This window comes from Anoxybacillus sp. UARK-01 (assembly GCF_002075365.1).
GTDB classification, from domain to species: Bacteria; Bacillota; Bacilli; order Bacillales; family Anoxybacillaceae; genus Anoxybacteroides; species Anoxybacteroides rupiense.
On the sequence record NZ_NASY01000028.1, the window covers coordinates 40,671 to 63,975 of the forward strand.

23 protein-coding genes and 1 pseudogene are annotated in these 23,305 nt (G+C 41.1%); all 24 read right to left on the bottom strand.

The window, feature by feature from the left end:
* Nucleotides 1-171: 171 nt before the first annotated feature.
* The gene (cccB, locus tag B6A27_RS03590) at nt 172-501 is read right to left on the bottom strand and encodes a cytochrome c551 (protein ID WP_080860235.1); all 330 of its coding nucleotides are present in this window, start codon (nt 499-501) and stop codon (nt 172-174) included.
* 60 nt (nt 502-561) lie between these two features.
* A complete protein-coding gene (locus B6A27_RS03595; RefSeq protein WP_080860342.1) occupies nt 562-1,431 on the bottom strand; it encodes a YitT family protein in 870 nt (289 codons plus the stop codon).
* A gap of 311 nt (nt 1,432-1,742) precedes the next feature.
* Nucleotides 1,743-2,847, bottom strand: a protein-coding gene (prfB, locus tag B6A27_RS03600; protein ID WP_369815562.1) for a peptide chain release factor 2 whose coding sequence is annotated in 2 segments (ribosomal slippage) — nt 1,743-2,771 and nt 2,773-2,847 — 1,104 coding nt in all. Because the reading frame shifts where the segments join, the coding sequence is not laid out codon by codon here.
* An 89-nt stretch (nt 2,848-2,936) separates the two neighbouring features.
* The gene (gene secA / locus B6A27_RS03605) at nt 2,937-5,450 is read right to left on the bottom strand and encodes a preprotein translocase subunit SecA (RefSeq protein WP_080860237.1); all 2,514 of its coding nucleotides are present in this window, start codon (nt 5,448-5,450) and stop codon (nt 2,937-2,939) included.
* A 139-nt stretch (nt 5,451-5,589) separates the two neighbouring features.
* Entirely contained in the window at nt 5,590-6,063 is a 474-nt protein-coding gene (locus B6A27_RS03610; RefSeq protein ID WP_080860238.1) for a hypothetical protein, read from the bottom strand.
* Between the two features lie 68 nt (nt 6,064-6,131).
* Nucleotides 6,132-6,686 carry a ribosome hibernation-promoting factor, HPF/YfiA family gene (gene hpf, locus B6A27_RS03615; RefSeq protein ID WP_044746267.1) on the bottom strand — a complete coding sequence of 185 codons (555 nt, stop codon included), beginning with the start codon at nt 6,684-6,686 and terminating at the stop codon, nt 6,132-6,134.
* A gap of 358 nt (nt 6,687-7,044) precedes the next feature.
* Nucleotides 7,045-7,434, bottom strand: a complete 390-nt coding sequence (locus tag B6A27_RS03625) for a DUF8042 domain-containing protein (RefSeq protein ID WP_080860242.1) — start codon at nt 7,432-7,434, stop codon at nt 7,045-7,047.
* 10 nt (nt 7,435-7,444) lie between these two features.
* Nucleotides 7,445-7,795, bottom strand: a complete 351-nt coding sequence (gene fliT, locus B6A27_RS03630; protein WP_080860244.1) for a flagellar protein FliT — start codon at nt 7,793-7,795, stop codon at nt 7,445-7,447.
* A complete protein-coding gene (gene fliS, locus B6A27_RS03635) occupies nt 7,795-8,196 on the bottom strand; it encodes a flagellar export chaperone FliS (protein WP_080860246.1) in 402 nt (133 codons plus the stop codon). Before fliS ends, fliT begins: the two co-directional genes overlap by 1 nt.
* A gap of 21 nt (nt 8,197-8,217) precedes the next feature.
* On the bottom strand, nt 8,218-9,693 hold the full coding sequence (locus B6A27_RS03640) for a flagellar hook-associated protein 2 (protein ID WP_080860248.1): 1,476 nt from the start codon (nt 9,691-9,693) through the stop codon (nt 8,218-8,220).
* A 17-nt stretch (nt 9,694-9,710) separates the two neighbouring features.
* The gene (gene flaG, locus B6A27_RS03645) at nt 9,711-10,073 is read right to left on the bottom strand and encodes a flagellar protein FlaG (protein WP_080860251.1); all 363 of its coding nucleotides are present in this window, start codon (nt 10,071-10,073) and stop codon (nt 9,711-9,713) included.
* 339 nt (nt 10,074-10,412) lie between these two features.
* Nucleotides 10,413-11,486 carry a glycosyltransferase gene (locus B6A27_RS03650; protein WP_236631778.1) on the bottom strand — a complete coding sequence of 358 codons (1,074 nt, stop codon included), beginning with the start codon at nt 11,484-11,486 and terminating at the stop codon, nt 10,413-10,415.
* Nucleotides 11,483-12,343 carry a dTDP-4-dehydrorhamnose reductase gene (gene rfbD, locus B6A27_RS03655; RefSeq protein WP_080860253.1) on the bottom strand — a complete coding sequence of 287 codons (861 nt, stop codon included), beginning with the start codon at nt 12,341-12,343 and terminating at the stop codon, nt 11,483-11,485. The genes B6A27_RS03650 and rfbD overlap by 4 nt, the downstream gene beginning before the upstream one ends.
* Entirely contained in the window at nt 12,340-13,353 is a 1,014-nt protein-coding gene (gene rfbB / locus B6A27_RS03660) for a dTDP-glucose 4,6-dehydratase (protein WP_080860255.1), read from the bottom strand. The genes rfbD and rfbB overlap by 4 nt, the downstream gene beginning before the upstream one ends.
* Nucleotides 13,350-13,913 carry a dTDP-4-dehydrorhamnose 3,5-epimerase gene (rfbC, locus tag B6A27_RS03665; RefSeq protein WP_080860257.1) on the bottom strand — a complete coding sequence of 188 codons (564 nt, stop codon included), beginning with the start codon at nt 13,911-13,913 and terminating at the stop codon, nt 13,350-13,352. Before rfbC ends, rfbB begins: the two co-directional genes overlap by 4 nt.
* 12 nt (nt 13,914-13,925) lie before the next feature.
* Entirely contained in the window at nt 13,926-14,672 is a 747-nt protein-coding gene (locus tag B6A27_RS03670) for a sugar phosphate nucleotidyltransferase (protein ID WP_080860259.1), read from the bottom strand.
* A gap of 98 nt (nt 14,673-14,770) precedes the next feature.
* Complete coding sequence (locus B6A27_RS03675; protein WP_080860261.1) at nt 14,771-15,862, bottom strand: DegT/DnrJ/EryC1/StrS family aminotransferase; 1,092 nt, start codon at nt 15,860-15,862, stop codon at nt 14,771-14,773.
* Between the two features lie 90 nt (nt 15,863-15,952).
* Complete coding sequence (locus B6A27_RS03680) at nt 15,953-16,612, bottom strand: HAD family hydrolase (RefSeq protein ID WP_161491027.1); 660 nt, start codon at nt 16,610-16,612, stop codon at nt 15,953-15,955.
* Between the two features lie 29 nt (nt 16,613-16,641).
* Nucleotides 16,642-17,598, bottom strand: coding sequence for an ATP-grasp domain-containing protein (locus B6A27_RS03685; RefSeq protein WP_080860265.1), 957 nt, complete (start codon nt 17,596-17,598; stop codon nt 16,642-16,644).
* A 13-nt stretch (nt 17,599-17,611) separates the two neighbouring features.
* The gene (locus tag B6A27_RS03690) at nt 17,612-18,316 is read right to left on the bottom strand and encodes a class I SAM-dependent methyltransferase (protein ID WP_080860267.1); all 705 of its coding nucleotides are present in this window, start codon (nt 18,314-18,316) and stop codon (nt 17,612-17,614) included.
* 88 nt (nt 18,317-18,404) lie between these two features.
* Nucleotides 18,405-18,818 (bottom strand): sugar 3,4-ketoisomerase, encoded by a 414-nt coding sequence (locus B6A27_RS03695; RefSeq protein ID WP_080860269.1) that lies wholly within the window; start codon nt 18,816-18,818, stop codon nt 18,405-18,407.
* A gap of 184 nt (nt 18,819-19,002) precedes the next feature.
* Nucleotides 19,003-21,231, bottom strand: a complete 2,229-nt coding sequence (locus tag B6A27_RS03700; RefSeq protein ID WP_080860271.1) for a glycosyltransferase — start codon at nt 21,229-21,231, stop codon at nt 19,003-19,005.
* A complete protein-coding gene (locus tag B6A27_RS03705; protein WP_080860273.1) occupies nt 21,228-21,911 on the bottom strand; it encodes a tetratricopeptide repeat protein in 684 nt (227 codons plus the stop codon). The genes B6A27_RS03700 and B6A27_RS03705 overlap by 4 nt, the downstream gene beginning before the upstream one ends.
* A 310-nt stretch (nt 21,912-22,221) precedes the next feature.
* Nucleotides 22,222-23,292, bottom strand: a pseudogene (locus B6A27_RS03710) (glycosyltransferase); the annotation flags it as partial.
* Nucleotides 23,293-23,305 lie beyond the last annotated feature (13 nt).

Below are 23,305 nucleotides of genomic sequence, written 5' to 3' on the forward strand. Positions count from 1 at the left end.
AAAGTCCTCGCCTATGATGCCACTATTCGAGCGGTCTCGCGCTATTTATACAAAATTCCACAAAACCTATTATAACACGACCCTCTTCTTTTTTTGTTTACATTTATGTTTCAAAACCGTGACGTTTAAAACAAAAAGCAATCCGGCAGGCCTGCCGGATTGCTTTTCTTTTTATTTTTTTGATGCGAGCCATTCGGCCACTTTGTCGGCATCGTCTCCTTGAATAATGCCACCAGGCATGCCGCCTCGACCTTTTTCGATAATTTGCTTAATTTCATCTTGAGAATATTTGCTGCCCACTTTTTGTAAATTAGGCCCCACTGCTCCTTCTAAGTTAGCGCCATGACAGCTTGCACAGTTTTGTTTAAAAATCTCCTCTGCGGCTGACGCGGTGGATCCTTGGTTCTGTGTATCTTTGTTATCTGTTGCTTCGTTTCCCCCGCCACAAGCAGCTAACATGAACGACATGCCCAGCAATAAGACGGTTAATTTCTTTTTCATTGACGAACTCCCCCTCTAACAAATTGCAGACAGCCTTATTATAACCGATTTTCCAGCCGCTTACGCACGTTTGAATCCTTCGCCAAGCACCTCGGTCGCGTCCATAATGACGACAAACGCCGATGGATCAATGGCTTTCACTAATTGTTTCAATTTCGTGAATTCTGTTTGTTCAACAACGCACATAAGAATAGGGCGCTCATGCTCTGTATATCCGCCGTACCCGGACATTTTCGTCACTCCGCGGTTAATTTTATGTAGAATAGCCGCCCGCACTTCCTCTTCTTTATTCGTGATAATCATCGCCATTTTTGAATAGCCAAAGCCGATTTGGACGATATCAATCGTTTTGCTTGTAACAAATAAACCAATCATTGCATATAACGCGCGTTCAATATCAAAGACAATGGCGGCTGTCAACACAATCAAGCCGTCGATCAGAATGACGCATGTACCGAGGGAAAGACCTGTAAATTTATGAATAATTTGCGCGGCTAAATCGGTGCCACCTGTCGACGCTTTGCCACGAAACACCAGTCCCAAACCGACACCGACCCCAATGCCCCCGAATAAAGAGCCAAGCAACGGATCGTGAGTAGCCGGTTCGACATCTTTCGTCAAATAGACAACAAACGGCAAAAAGACCGTTCCCACGAGCGTTTTCACGCCAAATTGCCGTCCTAAAAACACAACCCCGGCAATAAATAGCGGGATATTAAACGCCCATTGCACATAAGCAGGCTGCCAGCCAAACGTCGCATGCAAAATGGTGCTAATGCCGCTGACACCTCCAGAAGCCACGCGATTTGGCAGCAAAAACAGATTAAACGCGATCGCAACGATCGCTGAACCGATAAGAATGTATACATATTCACCGATCATGGCAACAGCAGGATGCAATGGTTGACCGATTCGTTTTGCTTGTTTCATCATCTTCAAAACCCCCCATGAGAGTATAGCACGCCTATTTTCGTTCGTAAATGACAGCCCAATAACGCAATAAAGGATTAAAGAATATCTTCGCATCGCTTCCTTATAGTTTGCGCAATAAAAGCCAATCTATCGAAAATACGGCTTGAAGATGAAGCAATCGGCCACAGAAAGAAAGGTTCGCGATTTCTCCAACTGAAGAGCCGTCAGTCGCCGTTGTCAACCGTAAGCAACCGCGATCTGGTCCGCTATCCAAATCCAAGCGCAAAAAGGCTTGAAGAAGGATGGTCTCTCCTCTTCAAGCCTCGTTTTTATTTCAGCTTGGCACGCAAGTATGCGTCAATAAACGCATCAATTTCGCCGTCCATCACCGCTTGTACGTTTCCTACCTCTGTATTCGTACGGTGGTCTTTCACAAGCGAATAAGGATGGAACACATAAGAACGAATTTGACTGCCCCAGCCGATTTCTTTTTGCTCGCCGCGAATCTCCGCCAGCTCCGCCTGCTGCTCCTCTAATTTCTTTTGATATAGCTTCGCCTTGAGCATATTCATCGCTTTTTCGCGGTTTTTAATTTGCGAACGCTCGGATTGGCACGTCACTACAAGCCCTGTCGGAATGTGGGTGATGCGCACAGCCGAGTCGGTCGTATTGACATGCTGGCCGCCGGCGCCGCTTGAACGGTACGTGTCGACCTTAATGTCTTCCGAACGAATCTCAATTTCAATATCGTCGTTAAACTCCGGCATCACCTCGCAGGACACAAACGATGTGTGGCGGCGGCCCGAAGCGTCAAATGGGGAAATGCGCACTAAACGGTGCACGCCTTTTTCCGCCTTTAAATAGCCGTAAGCGTTATGTCCTTTAATTAACAGAGTGACGCTTTTAATTCCAGCTTCCTCGCCAGGTAAATAATCCAGCGTTTCTACTTTAAAACCTTTTTTCTCTGCCCATCTTGTATACATGCGAAGCAGCATAGAGCCCCAGTCTTGCGACTCCGTTCCGCCCGCGCCCGGATGAAGCTCCAAAATGGCATTGTTTTTATCATACGGCTCATTCAGCAACAGCTGCAGCTCAAATTCGCTAAAATCCTTTGTCAGCTTTTTCGCTTCGGCAACAAGCTCCTGCTGCAAATCTTCATCCGGCTCTTCTTTGACAAGCTCATAGGTCAGCTCTAAATTTTCAAACCGCTCTTCTAGTTGATGAAAGGCGCCGACGAGATCCTTCAGTGCATTCGCCTCGCTAATCACCGTCTGCGCTTCCTTTTGATCATCCCAGAAATTGGGCGCAGCCATTTGCTCCTCCAGTTCGCGAATGCGCGCCTCCTTCACATCAAGGTCAAAGAGACCCCCTAATATCCGCTAATCGCTTAGCCATTTTCTCCAAGTCTTGCTTTACTTCCACTAAATCAATCATCACTGTTCACCTCATTACTAGTTTACTCGCTATATTTCCTATCTGTTACAGGGCAAAATCAAAGCGAGAGGCTGCCCCCTCACTTTGATTTACGCGTTTTTCCCGCAGCAGTTTTTATATTTCTTGCCGCTTCCGCAAATGCACGGATCATTGCGGCCAATGTTCACCGCTTTGCGAACCGGCTTGCGCTTCACTTCCCCTTCATCTTCTTTTGGATGAACGGCTTCTCCCTTCGCCACTTCTTGGCGCTCAAGGTTGCTGTGGATTTCCGCTTTCATGATATATTTTGCCACTTCTTCTTCAATGGAAGCAATCATGGCGTCAAACATCGCATAGCCTTCCATTTGATATTCGCGAAGCGGATCGATTTGTCCATATGCCCGCAGATGAATGCCTTGTCGCAATTGCTCCATCGCATCAATATGATCCATCCACTTCATATCGACCGCGCGAAGCACGATCACGCGCTCAAATTCGCGCATTTGCTCCGGATCGATTTGCTGTTCTTTTTCATCATAGCGCGCTTTGACCTTTTGCCAAATCACTTCGATCATTTCTTCCGGTTCTTTGCCGCGCAAATCGCTGACGGCCACATCTCCCTCTGGAAGCAGGTTGGCATGGACGTAATCCAGAATGCCTTTCAAATCCCAATCTTCCGGAAGCTCTTCACTTGGCGCATGCGTCGTCACCACTCGTTCAATGACCGATTGGATCATCTTTTCAACAATGCTGCGCAGATTTTCGGAATCCAGCACCTCAAAGCGCTGGCGGTAAATAATTTCCCGCTGCTCGCGCAATACATCATCATATTGCAACAGCTGCTTCCGCGCGTCAAAGTTATTGCCCTCCACGCGTTTCTGCGCCGACTCAACCGCTCTTGTCACCATTTTGCTTTGAATCGGCTGGGAATCGTCCATGCCGAAGCGATCCATCATCGCCATTAAATTTTCCGAGCCGAAGCGGCGCATCAACTCGTCTTCCAATGACAAGTAAAATTGCGATACTCCAGGATCTCCTTGACGTCCTGAACGTCCGCGCAGCTGGTTATCAATCCGGCGGCTTTCGTGCCGTTCCGTACCGATGACCGCCAATCCGCCAAGATCGGTCACCCCTTCGCCAAGCTTAATGTCCGTTCCGCGCCCTGCCATGTTCGTGGCGATCGTCACCGCGCCTTTTTGTCCAGCTTGCGCAATAATCTCCGCCTCTTTTGCATGGTTTTTCGCGTTCAGCACATTATGCGGAATGCCTCGTTTCTTCAGCATGCTTGAAATCAGCTCAGAGGTCTCGATCGCAACCGTACCGACAAGCACCGGCTGCCCCTTCGCATGGCGCTCGGCAATATCCTCGACGACCGCGCGGAATTTGCCTTCCATCGTTTTATAAATTAAATCCGGGCGATCTTCGCGAATGACCGGTTTATTGGTTGGAATGACAACCACCTGCATATTGTAAATGTTGCGGAATTCTTCTTCCTCTGTCTTCGCTGTTCCTGTCATTCCCGCTAATTTTTCATACATGCGGAAATAGTTTTGGAACGTAATCGTCGCCAACGTCATCGATTCGTTTTGAATCTCCAGACCTTCCTTCGCTTCGATCGCTTGATGCAAGCCATCGCTATAACGCCGGCCTCTCATTAAACGACCTGTGAACGGATCAACGATGACGACCTTTCCTTCTTCCACGACATAATCGACATCGCGCTGCATCGTCACATGCGCTTTTAACGCCTGATTAATGTGATGGTTCAGCGTCACATGCTTTAAGTCAAATAAGTTATCGATGCCAAACGCGCGCTCCGCTTTCGTAATCCCTTCTTCTGTCAGCTGCACGCTTTTTGTTTTTTCATCATACGTGTAGTCCGTATCCCGCTTGAGCGTACGAACAAACGCGTTCGCCTGAATATACAGCTTCGTCGACTTTTGCGCGGTACCAGAGATAATAAGCGGCGTTCGCGCCTCATCGATTAAAATCGAGTCGACCTCGTCAATCACAGCAAAATGAAGCGGACGCTGCACCATATGCTCCTTGTAGAGCACCATGTTATCGCGCAAATAATCAAAGCCGAATTCATTGTTCGTTCCATACGTAATATCCGCTTGGTACGCGGCCTGCTTCTCCTCGCGTGACAAGCCTGTCAAATTCAAACCAACTGTTAAGCCTAAAAACTCATACAGGCGACCCATTTCCGTCGCGTCACGGCTGGCCAAATATTCGTTGACCGTCACGACATGAACGCCTTTTCCTGTCAACGCGTTCAAATAGACCGGCATCGTGGCCGTCAGCGTTTTCCCTTCCCCTGTTTTCATCTCGGCGATATTGCCTTCATGAAGCACAACACCGCCCATAATTTGCACTTTATATGGATAAAGCCCAAGGACGCGCTTCGCTCCCTCGCGCACAACCGCAAAAGCTTCGACCAACAAATCATCAAGCGACTCTCCTTGCTGGTAGCGCGCTTTAAACTGCTCCGTTTTTTGGCGCAGCTCTTCATCAGAAAGCTTGGCCATATCGGCACTGAGCGCATCCACCTGCTCTGCAATTTTTTCCAAGCGTTGAATCTGGCGTTTATTTGAATCAAACACCTTTTTTAATACTCCTAGCATATATAACGCCCCTTATTCAGATAGAATCACTAATTTACATGATATCATTTACAGGAATAGGTGACAACTCAAACGCGGGGATCGATGGAGAAGAGAGGAGGGAAAAAAGAAAAGCCAGCCTTCTAACTGGAACCGCTCGTTACGTTTGCGATTGGATTTGTTCAATCGCTCCTTCGACATGCAACAGCCGTTTGTTGAGCGCATAGATTTCAAACCCTTTTTCCTCGATTTTCTTATGGATGTTTTTCAACAGCGCATACACATCGTCAGCGACTTGAGGTTCTTGGGGGAACACCGCTTCTTTTACCTTGCCTATCTTCCCTTCGACCTGCTCGATCCGTTGTTTCACCTCAACCATGTCGCTTTCAAGGTGACCGAGGCGCTCTTTCACTTCTGCCATCTCACTCTCCAGATGGTCTAAACGAGCTTCCAGATTGGCGAAGCGTTCATCGATTTGGGAGAAGCGTTCGTCGATTTGGACAAACCGCTCATCCATTTGCGCAAAACGCTTGTCCACTTGATCCAATCGCTGGCGAACTTCTTCTTGAAATTGTTCCGCATTCGTTTCCATCTTATCCAATTTAAGCAAAATTTGCTTTAACATCTCTTCCATCTTTTACTCACCTCCTTCCTCCTAATACATTATAACATCCCCCGCCTTCAAAAGGCAGGGGATGAAGATTAATTCGCTTCAATTAAACCATATCTTCCGTCTTTGCGGCGGTAGACAATGTTGGTGCGGTTCGTCTCCGCGTTGGTAAAGACGAAAAAGCTATGGCCGAGCATATTCATTTGCAAAATCGCTTCCTCGCTGTCCATCGGCTTCAAGCTAAACCGTTTGGTGCGCACGAGCTCAAAATCCCATTCCTCTTCCTCTGCTGGTTCAGTTGCCACCGGAACATCGTTGCCGGCAAATACATGCTTCGCTTCTTTTTCGCGCCATTTTCGGTTCACTTTCGTCTTGTGCTTCCGAATCTGCCGCTCCAATTTGTCTGTCACCAAATCAAGCGCCGCATACATATCCTCATGCCGCTCCTCTGCGCGCAGCACCAGTTGCGGCATCGGGATCGTCACCTCTACTTTCGCTTGTTTATCGTTATATACTTTTAAGTTCACATTGACTATCACTTCTTCCGTTGCGTCAAAATAGCGTTCCAATTTGCCGAGCTTTTTCTCAGCGTAGTCTTTTAAGGCTTGCGTAACTTCCAGATTCTCACCGCGAATGTTGTACTTCATATGTGCAAAAGCCTCCTTTAATAAAGGGTTATGTGTATAGTTCTACAATCCCCTACAAAATCCTTCTTCAAACGTCGAATATTTTTTGAAAATTTTGTGAAAAATCAAATGGATATTATGGTAATATTTACTCTTATTCTCGCCCCTTTATGCCCGCCTTGTTTGAAATCAAGCGAACTCTGATTCCATGCAAATAAAAAACCGCCCTCCACTCAGCTAGAGAACGGTTTGGTACAGATGGATTCATCTTTTCTGCGGCCTGCTTGCCAAAAGGCATGCTGACATTACAGAACGGTGCTTCCGCACTGATCGCTTTCGCCACTGCTCCTTCGATGGTTTTACGTAGCAGAAGCAGCGATTATTGCTCCACATATGGGCGCAAATGCGTCAGCATGCTGGCTTTCCACGCTTCAAACGCAGGAGCTAAGCGCGTCTCGACAAGCTGCTGCTTCCCATTGGCATCCTGCAGCTTTCCATCCAGCTTCCATGCCTCGTCCGCAACAGCGGAAAACCGGCGGATCTCCGCCATGATGGCGGCATTCTCCGCAAAAAAGCGGGAGAGCAGCCGCTCGTTGACATCATGAATGCGGCCAAGCGCGGTAAAAAGATCGGCTAGCACCGCGTCGCCTTGTGTGCGTTCGTAATGGTGAAAGCTCTCCACCACATAAGCAAATCCTTCTTCCATCGTATCAAGCAATGCTGCATATTGCCGGACAACGGCCAATTGTTCAGGAGTTAAATGCATCATCTAGAAAGACCTACCTTTTTTTATCGTAAAACATCCCATCAACCGAAAGGGATTGATAAGGATTCAAATAATTTTGATTCGCCATCTTCTTTTGCTTCATCGCCTTTAAATCTTGGTAAATTTGTTGCTTCAGCCCATGAAGCCTTTGGTCGATTGTTTCATTGAGCATCACGATTTCCATGCCCAACTCCTGTTCCTCATCGCTATATGGCGGTTGTAGCTGCTCGATCAGTTCATCCCTTCTCCCAAGCAAATGTCGAATCATATCAATCGTTTCATCGCGCGCTTCCTTTGGAATGGGCTCATCTAATAGATCATATAGCTGTTTTGTAACCTGAAACAATTCCACAACAATGCTCACTACACGTGCCCACCCTGCGCATATTGGCGCTGGCGATTCAATTGAATCACTTGCTTCCACGTATCGCGGAATTCCGTCACATAGCCTTCCACTTCATCAAGAATGGCGCGATCATTTTTAATATTCGCTTCCACTAGGCGGCGGTAAAGGTAGTCATACATCGTCATCATCGATTTCGCGACGTCGTAGTCCATATTGAGCGTCACCATCAGCTCTTGAATGATCTTTTGCGCTTTTAATAAATTGGTATGGCGCTCTGCCGTATGGCCTTCTTCCATCGCGCGGCGCGCAAGCTGAATGAACTTCAAGCAGCCGTTGTATAACATCAACGTGAGCTCGCCAGGCGATGCTGTTTGTACGGCATTCGTTTGGTACGATTGATATGGGTTATTCGTTGCCATGTAAAAACACTCCCCTAAAAATTATTGCGATCCCCCAAAAGCATTCATTAAATACAAGCTTTGCTGATTGGCCCGATTGATCGCTTCCTCCATCGCCGTAAATTGGCGATAATAGCGGTCTTCGATTTGCTGCAGCCGATCATTAAACGCAGCAATTTGTTTATTCAGATCATCTAAGTTGCGGCCAATTGAAAATTGATCGTTTGTCCACAATGTTTTTCCTGCTTTTTGCTCAATTTTGCCGATCGTATCTTGGATCGTATCGCGCAATCGGCGGGCAATCCCCTTTGTATCAAAGGTGGAACCGTTGGCATTAAACAATTGATAAATGGAATTCGGATCCTTTTCAATTGCGGCGCGAAGCTTCGTTTCATCAAGAACCAGCTTTCCGTTTTCCAAATAGTTGCTTGATGTCGTAATCCCGATCTCCGAAAGTGTATCATAATCAGGGTTGATCGCCGGATCATTGACTTTGCTATAGACACCGATCCGCATTTGATTTAAGCCGCTCGATAAAATCGTATCGCCGCGAAGCAAGCCGCTTTTCGCTTTTTCTTCCCACAGCTCGACCTGCTTTTCCGTCATCGCTTCCTTTTGCTCATCGGTCAGCGGCAAATAATCACGATAGCGCTGTTCCGACAGCTTCGCATTGATTTTGCTGATCGTATCGTTATATTTATCAACAAAGCCTTTAATCGCATTAAAAATCGCATCTGTATCGTTGGCTGTCGCAATCGTGGCGGAACCGACCGCTTTTAGCGTATAGGTCACATTGCCCAGCGTAAACGTATTCGATGGTCTTGTCGTCGTCAAGCCGTTAATCGTAAATTGGGCATCCTGGCCCGCCGTTTTTCCGGTCAGCTCCGCCCCGGCCACCGCATCGCTAAAGCCAAGCTGTTGAAAAAACGCAGCCGTATCCGCATCATTGAGCACTAAGCTCGCAGCCGCTCCCGTATCTTTTTTCGTGATGACGACTTTATCCTGTACTGAATCATAGAACGCGGTAATTCCTAAATCGTTGTGATTATTAAGCTTGGCCAAAACGGTATCAAGAGTGTCAGAAGCGTCAATGGAAAGCGTCACCGCTTTCGTGCTTCCATCGCCATTGGTGACATTTAAGCTAAGCGTTCTCGCCCCTTGGGCGAAATTTTCCGTTCCAGTGGAAATCCACGTAGCGGAAGTCGCTATTTTCGCGACATTGATGTTCATGCTGACATTCGCGGCCGAAGCGCTGGCCGTGGCAGTGACTACACTGTCGTTGGAGCTTGTCACTTTCTTTTTCAGCATGCTGCTTTGCAATGTCAAATTACTAAAAATATAATTATCTAAATCTTGCAGCAGCGCATTCATCGATCGATAATCATCGCGCTGCCATTCAAGCGTCTGCTTCTTCTGCGTCAGCTTGTCAAGCGGCATGCGCTCCGCCTTCATCAAATCCTTCACCATTTGATCGATATCCATGCCGCTGGCAAGACCGCTTATCCGCATGGTACTCATCGCCGCACGCTCCCTTCTTAAATTTTCTTATCCACGACAAGCCCGACAAATTCCATCATCGCCGCATACATATCTAACAGCTTTTTCGGCGGAATTTCACGGATGACCTCCTTCGTCCGCTCATCCACCACTTGCACATAATATTCCTTTAGCTCATCATGAAGCTCAAACCGCAACGATGTCTGGCTTGGCTGCAAAAAAGTGTTCATGCTTTTCACAATATCGGAAAGCCGCTCCTTCGACCATTCCTGCGAATCCTGCGGCGTCTCGGCTATAATCGGCTCCTCTGTCGGCTGCCGTTCAGCCATGTGAAAAGCCTGCTGATTTTTTACATTCTCCAATGAAAAAGAAGATTGGGAAAAAATACGCTCAATCGCCATATCGCCCGCTCCTTTGTCTCTAAACGCTTCCTATTTTTTATATCGGCTACAGATGAAGGAGTGTGAAGAAAAAATAGAAAAAACCCATTCAAAAAAAAGAGAATAATACTATAAATTTCGTCATCTATTCCTTTATGTTGGCTGTTATAAAGCGAATTTTAGTAATTCAAGCTTATGTAAAACTCTGCTAGATCTCTTTTCCAATGAACTTAGGAACGATGAGAAAATCACACAAAGCTGTGAGCATGTTTAACGCCAACAATATTTATCATGTAGCGAATGAATAATACGTTCTAATTCCATAAAAATAGAGCTCGCACACGCGAAGCTCTATTTTTTTCATTGGCGATTGAGCATCTCTAATCTTTTGGTCGCTTGTCCATATTGCAGATCAGCCGCTTTTTGATAAAAAGAAATAGCTTTATTCACATTTCCAAGCGCTTCATGAAAAACCCCGAGATTATATAAGGCTAAAAAGCTTCCTGTTCCTTTCACACTATCATATTTCGCCGTATCGCCTATCGCTAAACATCGAAGAAAAGATTGCTCGATAAGCGGAAACAAGTGAATATATTGATTCACGTCGCTAAAAATCAAATCCATATAAAATAAACCGCAGGCAAAATGAAAATCCGGAGAATCGGCTAAGCTATTTTGTTCCGTTTCAATAAGCTTTATGCCCTTCTCAAACGATTGATTCCCTCTGACGGTATACAAGTAATCGACAACTAGGTTATGACGATACCATGAATATAACGGAACAAGCTGATAGCTTTTTTCAAAATATCGCTCTGCCTGTCGCAGCTGTTGTTTTAGCTTATACTGCTTCCCTATTTGATATAAAACATAATCGTTAAATGGATCTTTTTCCAATTCCAGCAACAACAAATTTAAATTTCGATCTGTTTTATCCGTAGCAATATATCCATCATGATACACTTCTATGTCAAGGTCCTCTCTCGGTAAATCTGTCTCTATCTGTTCATGCACCCGTCCAACATATTTTACGCCTTTCGGCAACAATCGAGATAGATAGGACTGCGCATACCGTTTCTCGCCATTTTGGATAAACTCATCAATACGCCGAATTCGTCCAATTTTCTTTTCATCTTTTTCTAAAAATCGACGTATAGTGCTTTCACATTGATTTATCACATATTCATCTGCATCCAGTACTAAATTCCAATCACTTGTAGATTGTTCGAGCGCATAATTGCGGGCCGCCGAAAAATCATCGATCCATTTAAAATCAAATATTTTCGCTCCAAAAGAAGAAGCAATGTCTTTCGTTCGATCCGTAGATCCTGTGTCCACAATAATAATTTCATCCACTATATCTTTAACACTTTGCAGACACCGTCCTAAGTGACGTTCTTCATTTTTGACAATCATGACCAATGCGAGTGTCGTCAAGATTCCACCTCATATAGCCCAATAAATTCTTTCAATGCTTCTCGCCAGTGCCTTAGCTCCTTAAAACCGTTAAGCCTTAAAGCCATATGCTCTAATACGGAATACAAAGGGCGCGCGGCAGGCCTTGGATAATCTTTTGTCTTACATCGCTCTAGCCTTACTATCAAGCCAGTTTCTTCAAAAATCGCCTTCGCGAACTCATACCAAGAACAAGATCCCGAGTTTGAAACATGATAGATTCCATACTTTTCAGTTTGAATCAGCTGAAAAATTTGCGCCGCTAAATCAACAGCATAAGTGGGGCAACCGATTTGGTCATCCACAACGAATAGCTCTTTTTGTTTCTGTCCGAGTTTCAGCATCGTTTTTACAAAGTTATTTCCATGTTTTCCGTAAACCCATGACGTTCTCACAATAAAAAACTTTGAGTGTAAATCCGCTACAAATCGTTCACCAGCCCATTTACTTTTTCCATATACATTGATTGGACTTGGCGCAACAAACTCGTTATAAGGTGCATGGCTGTTTCCATCAAATACGTAATCCGTGCTTATATAAACAAGCTTGGCATCTACCTTTTGTGCTGCCACCGCAACGTTTCTTGTTCCGTATGCATTTACTAGAAAAGCTTGGTCGATTTCAGACTCGGCGTCGTCTACCCTTGTATAGGCAGCCGCATGGATAATTACAGTAGGACGAACACGATCGATAATATCGTTTACTTGCTCAAAATCGGTAATATCCATTTCATTTCGTCCGTAGCCGTATACTTGACATTCCGCATTTTCTAGCAGTGTGACTAGTTCAACCCCAAGCTGCCCATGTGCTCCTGTTATTAATATTTTATCCTTATTCATTTGGTTTCACCGTACTGCTTCTTGTAATAATCCATATACTCGCCTGATTTGACGCGTTTCCACCAATCTGGATGATCAATATACCATTGAATCGTTTCTTCAATGCCTTTGTCAAACTCGTACTGCGGCGTCCAACCGAGTTCCTCTGTAATTTTCGCCGGATCAATCGCATAACGGCGATCATGTCCTAGGCGATCTGGCACATACTTAATCAATGATTTGGAAACCCCTAGTTTTTCAACAATGAGGTGCACGATTTCATTATTTGTACGCTCATTATGTCCGCCAATATTATATACTTCCCCAGAAATCCCTTTATGAATCACCAAATCAATCGCTGCGCAATGATCTTTCACATGGAGCCAATCACGAACATTTTGACCGTCACCGTAAATCGGGAGCTCTTTGCCTTCCAAGGCATTAGTAATCATTAACGGAATCAGCTTTTCAGGAAAATGATACGGCCCATAATTGTTAGAACAGCGCGTTATATTGACATTTAATCCATATGTTTCGTGATACGCCCTCACAAGCAAATCGGCCCCTGCTTTGCTCGCCGAATATGGACTGTTTGGCGCCAGCGGCGTTTCTTCTGTAAAATATCCTGCTTCTCCTAGACTCCCATATACTTCATCCGTTGAAACTTGCACATATTTTTTAATACCATGAGCTTTGGCTACATCTAATAACACCTGTGTTCCAAGTACATTTGTTTTCACAAAGATTCCTGGATCAGAAATGCTGCGGTCTACATGCGACTCGGCCGCAAAATTAACAATTACATCGATCTGATGAGTGCCCACAACATAATCAACGAGCTGATAATTGCCAATATCACCTTTAACGAAAACATATTGCCCGTTTTTTTGAACATCTTGCAAATTTTCTAGATTTCCTGCATATGTTAACAGATCATAGTTCACAATTTTGTATTTAGGATATTTCTCTAACATATAACGCACAAAGTTGCTGCCGATAAAGCCAGCTCCACCGGTCACCAAAATATTCATACAATTCTCTCCCACGCAAAATTAATCTCTGCATCGACCAATAATGGATGGTTGGCATCCTTTTCGGAAAGAACAGGAGTTGGCATTGGCCAATCAATCCCTAAAGAAGGATCATTCCATAAAATACCTCTGTCATGCTCTGGAGAATAATAGGCATCCACTTTGTATTGAACTTCTGTATGATTAACTAGAGTACAAAAGCCGTGCGCAAATCCTTTAGGAACTAACAACTGCCTTTTATTATCGGCACTTAAAATGAAACCTTGCCATTTTCCAAACGTCGGAGAACCGCGGCGGATATCGACGATCACATCATAAATAGCGCCGCGCGTAACACGGACGAGTTTGGTTTGAGCTCGGGGATTCAACTGATAATGCAATCCACGAATCGTTCCCGCTTTAACAGAAAGAGAATGATTATCTTGCACAAACCGCAAGTCAAAGCCTAATTCGCGAAACGTTTTCTCATTGTAGCTTTCCATAAAAAAGCCTCGAGCGTCTCCATATACGGTTGGTTCCAAGATAAAAGCACTGTCAAATGTGGTTTCGATAATTTTCATACCTTTCATCCTTCAATATTTCATGTTCTTATTAAACCAGCTGCCGAAATCCACATCCTTCGCCAGTTCATTAGCCCGCAAATAAGATATATGCGTCCCCGCGTCCGTCCACCATCCATCCAAAACGTCATACGTTAACTCATTTCTCTCAATGTAGGCGTTATTTACGTCAGTAATTTCCAATTCCCCTCGTGCTGATGGCTTTAATGTTTTAATAATGTCAAATACTTTTGCATCGTACATATAAATTCCCGTTACCGCATAACGGCTTTTCGGCTGTTTCGGCTTTTCTTCAATGCTCTTGATTCGGTTTCCTTCTAATTCCGGCACCCCAAATCGCTCAGGATCCTCGACTTGCTTAATTAAAATTTTTGCTCCCGCTCCTTGCTCTATGAAATTCTTTACATAGGAAGTGATGCTATCAGAAAAAACATTGTCCCCTAAAATGACCGTCATTAAATCATTGCCGACAAACGCCTCGCACAGCCCCAATGCCTGTGCAATTCCCCCCGCCTGATCCTGTACTTTATACGTCAGTTGGACATCGAATTCCGAACCGCTTCCTAAAAGATTCACGACATCTCCCATATGCTCGCGCCCAGTTACAATTAAAATATCGCGAATATCCGCCTCTTTTAACTTGTAAATAGCATGATAAATCATCGGATATTTACCGACTGGAAGCAAATGTTTATTGGTTACTTTCGTTAACGGATAAAGGCGGGAGCCTGTCCCACCGGCGAGAATGATACCTTTCATTATATCCCTCCAAAATTAGGAATATTTTAGATAAAAGATCATTTTTTTAATTACGGACATATAAACGCTTGCCTTGATTAAATATTAAAACTCAAAATTTAATAATTATTCACAACTTCCACTATCTTCTTCACATCTTCCAATTTCAAAACTGGAGACATAGGCAAACTAACGACTGTTCTATGAATTTCCTCTGTGATTCTAAGACAACAATTGTTCCACTCTTCATACGCTTTCTGTTTATGCGGAGGAATTGGATAATGGATCGCTGTTTGTATCCCATTTTGAGTCAAATATTCTTGAAATTTATCTCGGTTTTCCACTCGAACTACAAATAAGTGCCAAACATGAGAAAGACGATTCCCATTCTCGACAACAGGCAAAACAACTTCCTCGTTCTTAATATGGTTAAGATAATATTCCGCAATTTGACGGCGCTTTTCATTATCCATGTCAAGATATTTTAACTTAACGCGAAGTATCGCTGCTTGCATTTCATCCAAGCGACTATTAAGACCTTTAAATAAATTTTGATATTTTTCATAAGAGCCGTAATTTCTCAAAGCTCTTAGCCTGTCGGCTAGTTCATCGTCGTTTGTGGTAATCGCGCCACCATCCCCAAGCGCACCTAGATTTTTGCCTGGATAAAAGCTAAAGCCAGCAGCATTCCCTAAACTTCCTACTCTTCGCCCATTGTACACTGCACCATGAGCCTGTGCGGCATCTTCAATAATCTTTAAATTATATTTTTGGGCAATATGTTTTATTGCATCCATGTTTGCTACTTGACCATACAAATGAACAGTCATAATAGCTTTGGTTCTTGAAGTGATTTGCTTCTCAATTTGAGTTGGGTCAATATTATAGCTATTAATTTTAGGTTCCACTAATACTGGAGTAGCTCCGTTAGCGGAAATAGACAAAATAGTAGCTATATACGTATTAGCAGGGACAATTACTTCATCTCCTTTTCCTATTTCGTAGGCTTTAAGGATGAGGGTAAGAGCATCTAAACCGTTTGCCACACCTATCGCATGTTTCACACCACAGTATTTAGCAAATTCCATTTCAAAGCGTTCTACTTCTTCACCCAAAATATACCATCCACTATTAATAGTTCTATTAATTGCTTCTTTGATCTTTTCTTCATATTGTACATTAACAGCTCGCAAATCTAGAAAAGGTATCATACATTACTAACCTTCCTTTAGTTCAGCAAAATAAATCCGTCAATTATCCAAATTTGTATAGAATTCTAGATGATCTTTAGAGACATATAATTATTGATAGTCACCAAAAACTATATCTTGCTCAATGGCATAAAAAACATCAATTAGATTAGAGTAAGATTTTATACCTTTCTCCTCCCAAAATTGATTATTCCGAAAACCATGTGATATAGCGTAAAATTTAATATTTAAGGCTTTAGCCCACTCATAATCATCTTCCGTATCCCCAACAACACAATCTAAGTGATATTCCCTAGTATATTTTGCTTTGATAGATTTAAATTCTTTATTGGACTCAAAATTAGGATCGACCACATGTATTGCTCTAAAATAATGGCTTATTCCTAACCTCTTGATTTGATTTATCACGCCTTCAGTGTTCTTTCTTTTGGTAACAAGATAAAATTCTATGCCCATAGCCTTATATTTAAAAAGTAAATCCTCTGCATCTGGATATAAAATATCTAATGATAATAAACTACCTTCCTCTATTATCTCTATCCAATTCTCAATTATCTTCTTGTTGTTAGGAATATTATATTTCTTTAATACCTCTAATCCTGTGCATCCAAAACTTTTTTCACTGACAAACGAACTAACTAATTTTGACGGCAATATCACATTTTCTTTCTTTGATGCCAAAATAAGAGCCTGTTTATGTCTTTCCCTGCTATCCAATATCGTACCATCTAAATCGATTCCGATTTTCATTTCACAATACATCCTTTAGATATTTGGTCTTAATTCATTATTATTTCTTTATAAACCCTTGTAACAAATTTTTCACCTGAAATTGAATTCAGGTATTTCGATGCATCCATCTCAAGTTTCCCCCACTCTACTAAGGCTGCTGACGCTAAAGACCATCCACAAGCAGATGCTAGAGCTGTTCCCGCACCTAATCTCGGGTTAACATCAATAACCACCCATTCTCCAACGCTATTTTTCATTACTTGAAAACAAAAAGCTATAGGCAATTTTAGTATGTTACACAATTTAACAGCAATTTCGTGAAGTTCTAAATCAAACCACAACTTAGTTTTGGTACATACACCATTTTTTACTTCAATTCTTTCTCTAGAAATTGACTTAATAACGCCCTTAGAATTAAATACTTCAACTGTAACCTCAGGACCTTGACAAATTTCCTGTAATAAAACATCTTCGTTTCCAATATATTCGCGTGACTCCCTCTTGGATATTTTTTTTATTCCTCTACTACCAAAACCGGATATAGGTTTAATTAAAAACTCATCTGCTTCTGCCTCTTCGATTTCAACTAGTGTATTATATAAATTTGGTACATTTATCTTATTTTCTTGTAGATAATATGAAAGTACTTTTTTATTGCGTAGTTTTTTACATGAACTATGATTGACTCCTGTTGAGAAAACGCCAATTTCTTTTAACATAGGATCATCGCAAGGAAACTCGTATACATCGAAATCAATCAATGGAACAAAAATATCAATATTATACTCCTTAAATAAATTAATCATTGTCTGTTTATAACCAACTGAATGTATTGGCGGCACTTGAATAAATTTATCAGATAATGTCGATGCAGGAACCAAATAGCTCGGATTTATATCACACATATATAGTTCAAAATATTCTTTAAACTCACTTTTAACTAAATTAGCTAAATGCCATGCTGTTGCTGTCCCACCAGCACTAATTAGTATATTTCTTCTCATACTCTTCCCCTCCTTAAGAACCTGCGGAGGCAACTATATAAATCTCAGCAGCAATATCAGGATATAATTCCCCTAACTTAAAAAAAGCGTTCATCATATCTTCAGTCCAATACTCTTCAAGTTGAGCATCAGATAGCGGTTTTAACCAATAACCACCAAAAACCTCGATATTATAACCTGCCTGTAAAAAATGTTCTCTAAATAGCCTTGAATTATATACACGTTTATGGCCATGATGGATATCTTTTTCGCTCATTGCTGACTCCTTACTAAGCAACCCCATGAGTACAGCAGCCTGTCGATGAATACTATGCGAATTTGGAACAGCGGCTAACAACAATCCATTTGGCCTTAAAAATTTTTTGAATTTTCTTAGTATATCAATTGGGTCGTCAACATGTTCCAAAACATGCCCCAAAATAATGTAATCATACTTTTGATGTAAATTAACTTCTTCAAATAATTGATTAATTACTATAGCTTGAGGAAATTTTTTACGCAATTGATTACAAAAAACAGAAGAGCCCTCGACTAAAGTTAGTGTTTTAGCATATTTCTGTAACTCTTCTGTTAAAAGTCCTTCTGCTGGTCCAAGCTCGAGTATATCACCTGAGCGAATGAAACGCCCAAATACTTTAGCCGTGTATTTAATCATTAAAGCATTAACACCTTTATCATATAAGCTATTGCTCGCTATTTTATCTAACTCTTCTTTCATAGTAATAATCCCCTATTTTATAATTTATATATATCATTACCATACTGTAATTTAAATTCACTTATTGGAAAATAATCTCGATTATTAATCAAATTGATTTCTTTACACGATAAATATAGTTTTTAAATTCTTGATAGTTTCTTATATAGTCTTCCTCTTTATAATATTCATTTGCTAAAACTAGCAAAACGCAATCCTCTGAAAAATTATAGATTTCCCTCCAAATCAACTTGTCTATAAATAATCCCTTATCTGGGGAATTCAACTCAAATTCAACAAACTCTCTTCCGTCATCTAGAAGAATTTTGCATGAACCGCTTAATGCTATCAAAACTTGTTGGAGATCTTTATGGGCATGTAGACCTCTTTTTACATCTTCCTTTGTATTAAAAATGTAATAAACCCTTTTAATTTCAAAAGGAATATTTTTATTCTGCTCAAGTGCAATAAGTGAGCCTCTTTCATCACCCATAATTTCAAAGTTAATAATTTTTACATTCATTTTTTTTACACTCTCTTTACCTTAATCAAATTAGCGGGAAGGTTAATCATAAATAACTATATAAATAAATTCAGTTCAAAAAACTGATATAAACAACACCATCTCTGGTTAACTGAAATGAGAAACACAAAAGTGTTTACATATATTGAAAGATCAATCTGTATTTATATATTCCGACAAAAGCCTATAGACTATTTAGAATTTGATTATAAAAATTTATTTCAGCGGAGAGAAAAACCTTTTCTCCACTATTTCTCTGCATTTCTGCCCAAATTGCATCAAATTCAGAAGGTTCATCAATTTTATTAAAACAAACTCTAGTTCTCTTATTGTTATTATTTAGTACATTTGTTAAAAGAATAGAATCTAAGCAATTGTTCCATCCATCCCCAGTGTGTTTATTTATAACCTCTTCACGTTGCTGATTACCTCTCTCTTTTCTTATTTGGAAATCATGTATATAGTTAAAAACTAATTCTCTGTAATCCCTTAAACTTTTTGGTGTTCCATCCAACGAAGTATAGTCGTCTCCTATAGTTAACAGATTAGATAAAGGCTTAGGAGCCTTAATAACAGGTAAACCATACAACATTGCATCTAACTCAGCCGTTAAGGATCCTATAGGAAAACTTTCTAGGAAGATATCAGATAGTTGATAAAATTCTTCTATCTCTGTTGTAGCTCCTATAACTATAATACGTCCATTCGTGCTCTTACCTACTTCCCTCCAAATATCATCTTGTGGATTAGGACCTATTACTATTAGTATGGCATCTGGAGCCTTTCTTAATACTTCTGCTAAAGTAATAGGAAAATTTAAATGTCTATAAGGCTTGAATTTATAGCCACTGGCAATAGAAAGTAAGATAACTGCCTCATTAGGTAGGCCATACTTTTCTCTTAATTTTGTCTTAGAGATTTTTCTCTCTTTCTTCATTAGTGGAATAGGCAGTACAGCACTATTTTGAATGCCTCGTCTATGTTTAGTAATAAATTGACCTGCCATTCGTATATCCATAACAGCATCAGATACGCTTCCACCTAACCAGTAAACATGATCTGCATGATTAACTAAAATAATTGGTGGTAGCCCTTCTTTATTTCCGAAAGCTAGAATAGGTATAGGATCGTTTGGATGTGTATGCAAAACAACTAAATCTGCCCACTCTTGAGCCAACTTTCTCAATTTAAGACACTGACTCCTAAAATTATAATCATTATTAAAAACATAGTACCAACCATTAGCTTCATTAATCGTTTTAATAAGCCAATCGGGGACTACATTATTTCGTTGATCTGTAAACACTACTGAGTGTACTTCATCATAGTGCTTTCTTAATCTAATCCATCGATCCATTAACCTAGTGTGTCCACCAGTTAAATAGGCTGTAGAGATAACATGCAATACCTTAAATCCGGAGTTTCTGTTTATCCGGATTTCTTTTAGATCAACTTTTGCAGAGCTATAGAACAACTTATTAGACATTTCTAATAACTCATCTTCTAACTTATAATCTGCATAATAACCGGTATGCGCTAACCAACCATAAGCCCCAATTATTTTCGAAATAATTACTTTTTTATTAAAATCTATACTTTTATTAGCGTTAAAAATAGATTTAAAAGACCTATAAAATTTTTGATTTTGCTCTAAAATATCGTACATTGTAGAATCATGAAAAAGTTTATCTACATTTTGATTACTATGGTGATACTTTACACTGTTTAAAGTATCTCCTTTACTATCTTTTATGCCTAAATACTTTCTGACAAATATTCTCCTATTTATTTCAAATATCTCACTAATAATTATTTCTCCGCAGTCGTGAACTACCCATGGCCTCGTTTGAAAAGGAACCCCTACATGAAACCCGGCATTAATAAATTCTTTTGACTGAGACAAATCATAAAAATGCCACCCTTTAAAAATGTCTTCTCTCCAAGGTATATCATACTGGGTCATCATAAGAAGGCCATCAATTGCCTGCACAGGCTCATAGCCTTGGTCTACCTCTTCAAATTGCAATAACTCTATTTTCCCTGTATGACTATCATAAACTTTGCCAATCTTGTTTTCGCTTTCCCACCATATTCCTGAGTTAGGAATCGTTTTCGCACCAATTACACCAACCATTCCAAGTTGTTCGTTTTTTTCAAACAATTGAATAGTATCAACTAAAAAGTTCTTATTAACAATAAACACATCCTGATGCAAATACACTTTATACTTCGCATCCGTCTGCTTCATCGCTTGGTTATACCCTGAAGTAATGCTTTGTGCCCCTTCAATCGCAATAAATTCAATTTCATAACCTTCTGGTACATGTAGTGATTTTACATAGCGTACCGATTCTTCATATAAATCACGGTTATTGACACAGTAAATGAACGCGATTTTTTTATCATTCATCATGAAGACTCTCCTCTTGCAGCCTTGAGCAATTCGATTACTTGTGCATCAGGCTGTTGAATTTGCTGTAAGAATCTTTCTGCCAATTCGTATTCCCCATAATAAAGCAGTACATAACCTAAATTGTAAAGAGTATCTCCATTCGTTGGATCAAGGTCGTAAGCAGCGTGCAAATAAGGCAAAACATGTTCGTGCAGCCCGTGCTCAAAACAAATAATTGCAAGGGACTGGAGCACTTTAATTTTGTCGATGATGCTTGTGTTCAACACTTCTTTTACAAGCGTTTCATCAATTTCATTTTCCATTAATTTTCGCACAATCGCTAGTTTCGTTTCTTCTAAATCAACCTCGAACTCCAATCGACGCAACAAAAATGTAAGCGTTTGAATGTTTTTTAGCGACTTTTCATTAATTTCCTCAAACAACTTTTGGACCTCTTCATCCGGATTTTTAATGAACGACAAATATCGTTTAGCCAATTCTTTCTCTCCATACGAATTCAGCACAAACGCTAAATTATAAAGAGTATCCGCATGATCTGGTTCCATTTCAAAAGCAGCATGCAAATAAGGTAGGACATGTTCATGGTGTCCAGCTGCAAAGTTTTCAATTGCCAATCGATTCAATATATCCATTGAATTGTGATTATTTTCTTTAATCGCTGTAATAATTTGTTCTGGCAAATAATTCTGCCCATACGTTTTTCCCAGACATAAGTTCATCTATTAAAGATAAGAGTTGACGATTTTCAAACTGCGCCGCCACTAAAAAGTAGCTCGACTCCAACATCGGGCGAACACTATCTCCATATATAGTCGCTAACTGATTAATAAAGTGCTGCTGGCTGTCGCTAATAAAAGGCTTTAGTCCAGAGATAGAGGTGCGAAATCCCACCTCTTTTAACAGGCAATCGATTTGTGAAAAACTGTACATATTACGATTCGAAACAGGATTACCGCCGCCTAATAAATCCTGTATCACTAAGCAATGGCCGATATTAGGAAGCTTCGCAATAAACGTTCCATTCTCCTTGAGATGCCTTACAATAAATTGAAGCAGCCTTTTGTCTAGGGAAAAAGTGTCGCCGCTTAATAAAATGGCATCAAACTCCCGGCCAATGATGTCATGATGCTCAAAGCTGTCAGTCATGATCGCGAATCTGCTTGCCTCTTCAATTGAAAATGGATTTTTCTCGACACCATATAATTGGGCAAGTGGATACTCATTTTTCACTTTCAACAAAGTGCCTCCCGATCCAGCGCCAATATGAAGCACACGAAGTGCTTCGTCTTTACGCGCCTTTATGCATTCCACCATTTCACAATCCACTCGATATGAATTCGAATCTGTGCCCCACTTCTCCTTAAACTTCTTCTCATTTTCAGTCAAAATGCGAGAATAGGCATTAACATCCTTTTTCCACGATACACTGCCGTAATGGTGAATAAACGTATCTTTGCATAGCATCAAACGGTATCCTGCTTTGCGTAAGCGGACCGAGTAATCGTCATCCTCGAAATTCCCTGGCGTAAATCGCTCATCGAGTAAACCAATTTCATTAATCGCTTTTCTTTTAATCAGCATGCAAAAACCAATTAATTTTAACCGCTCTTCCCATTTACTATGATCAGAAACATTATAGCTCGCGGCAAACCGATGCATTTCATCAATCGATGTATAGTCCACCGGAATTGTTGAATAATATGTCGCCGAGTTGGTCACCGGTCCAACTGCACCTATATCATCAGAGCTATATAAACATGCCAACAAATTCTCAAGCCAATTTTCAGTTACAACCGTATCGTTGTTTAAAAGAAGAATATTGTCCCCTGTTGCTATTTCAATTCCTTGATTACATCCTTTTGGAAAGCCCAGATTTTTATTATTAAAGATTACTTTTAAGTTATTTTGTTCTTTTAACCACTCCACCGTACCATCAGTAGAATGGTTGTCAACAATAATAATGTCGTAACTTCCTTCTTTTGTATATTTAATAATACTTTCTATACACTGTTTTGTGTAATTCAATTGATTATGAGTGAGAATGATAATACTAGTTTTCATATAAGTCTCCCTC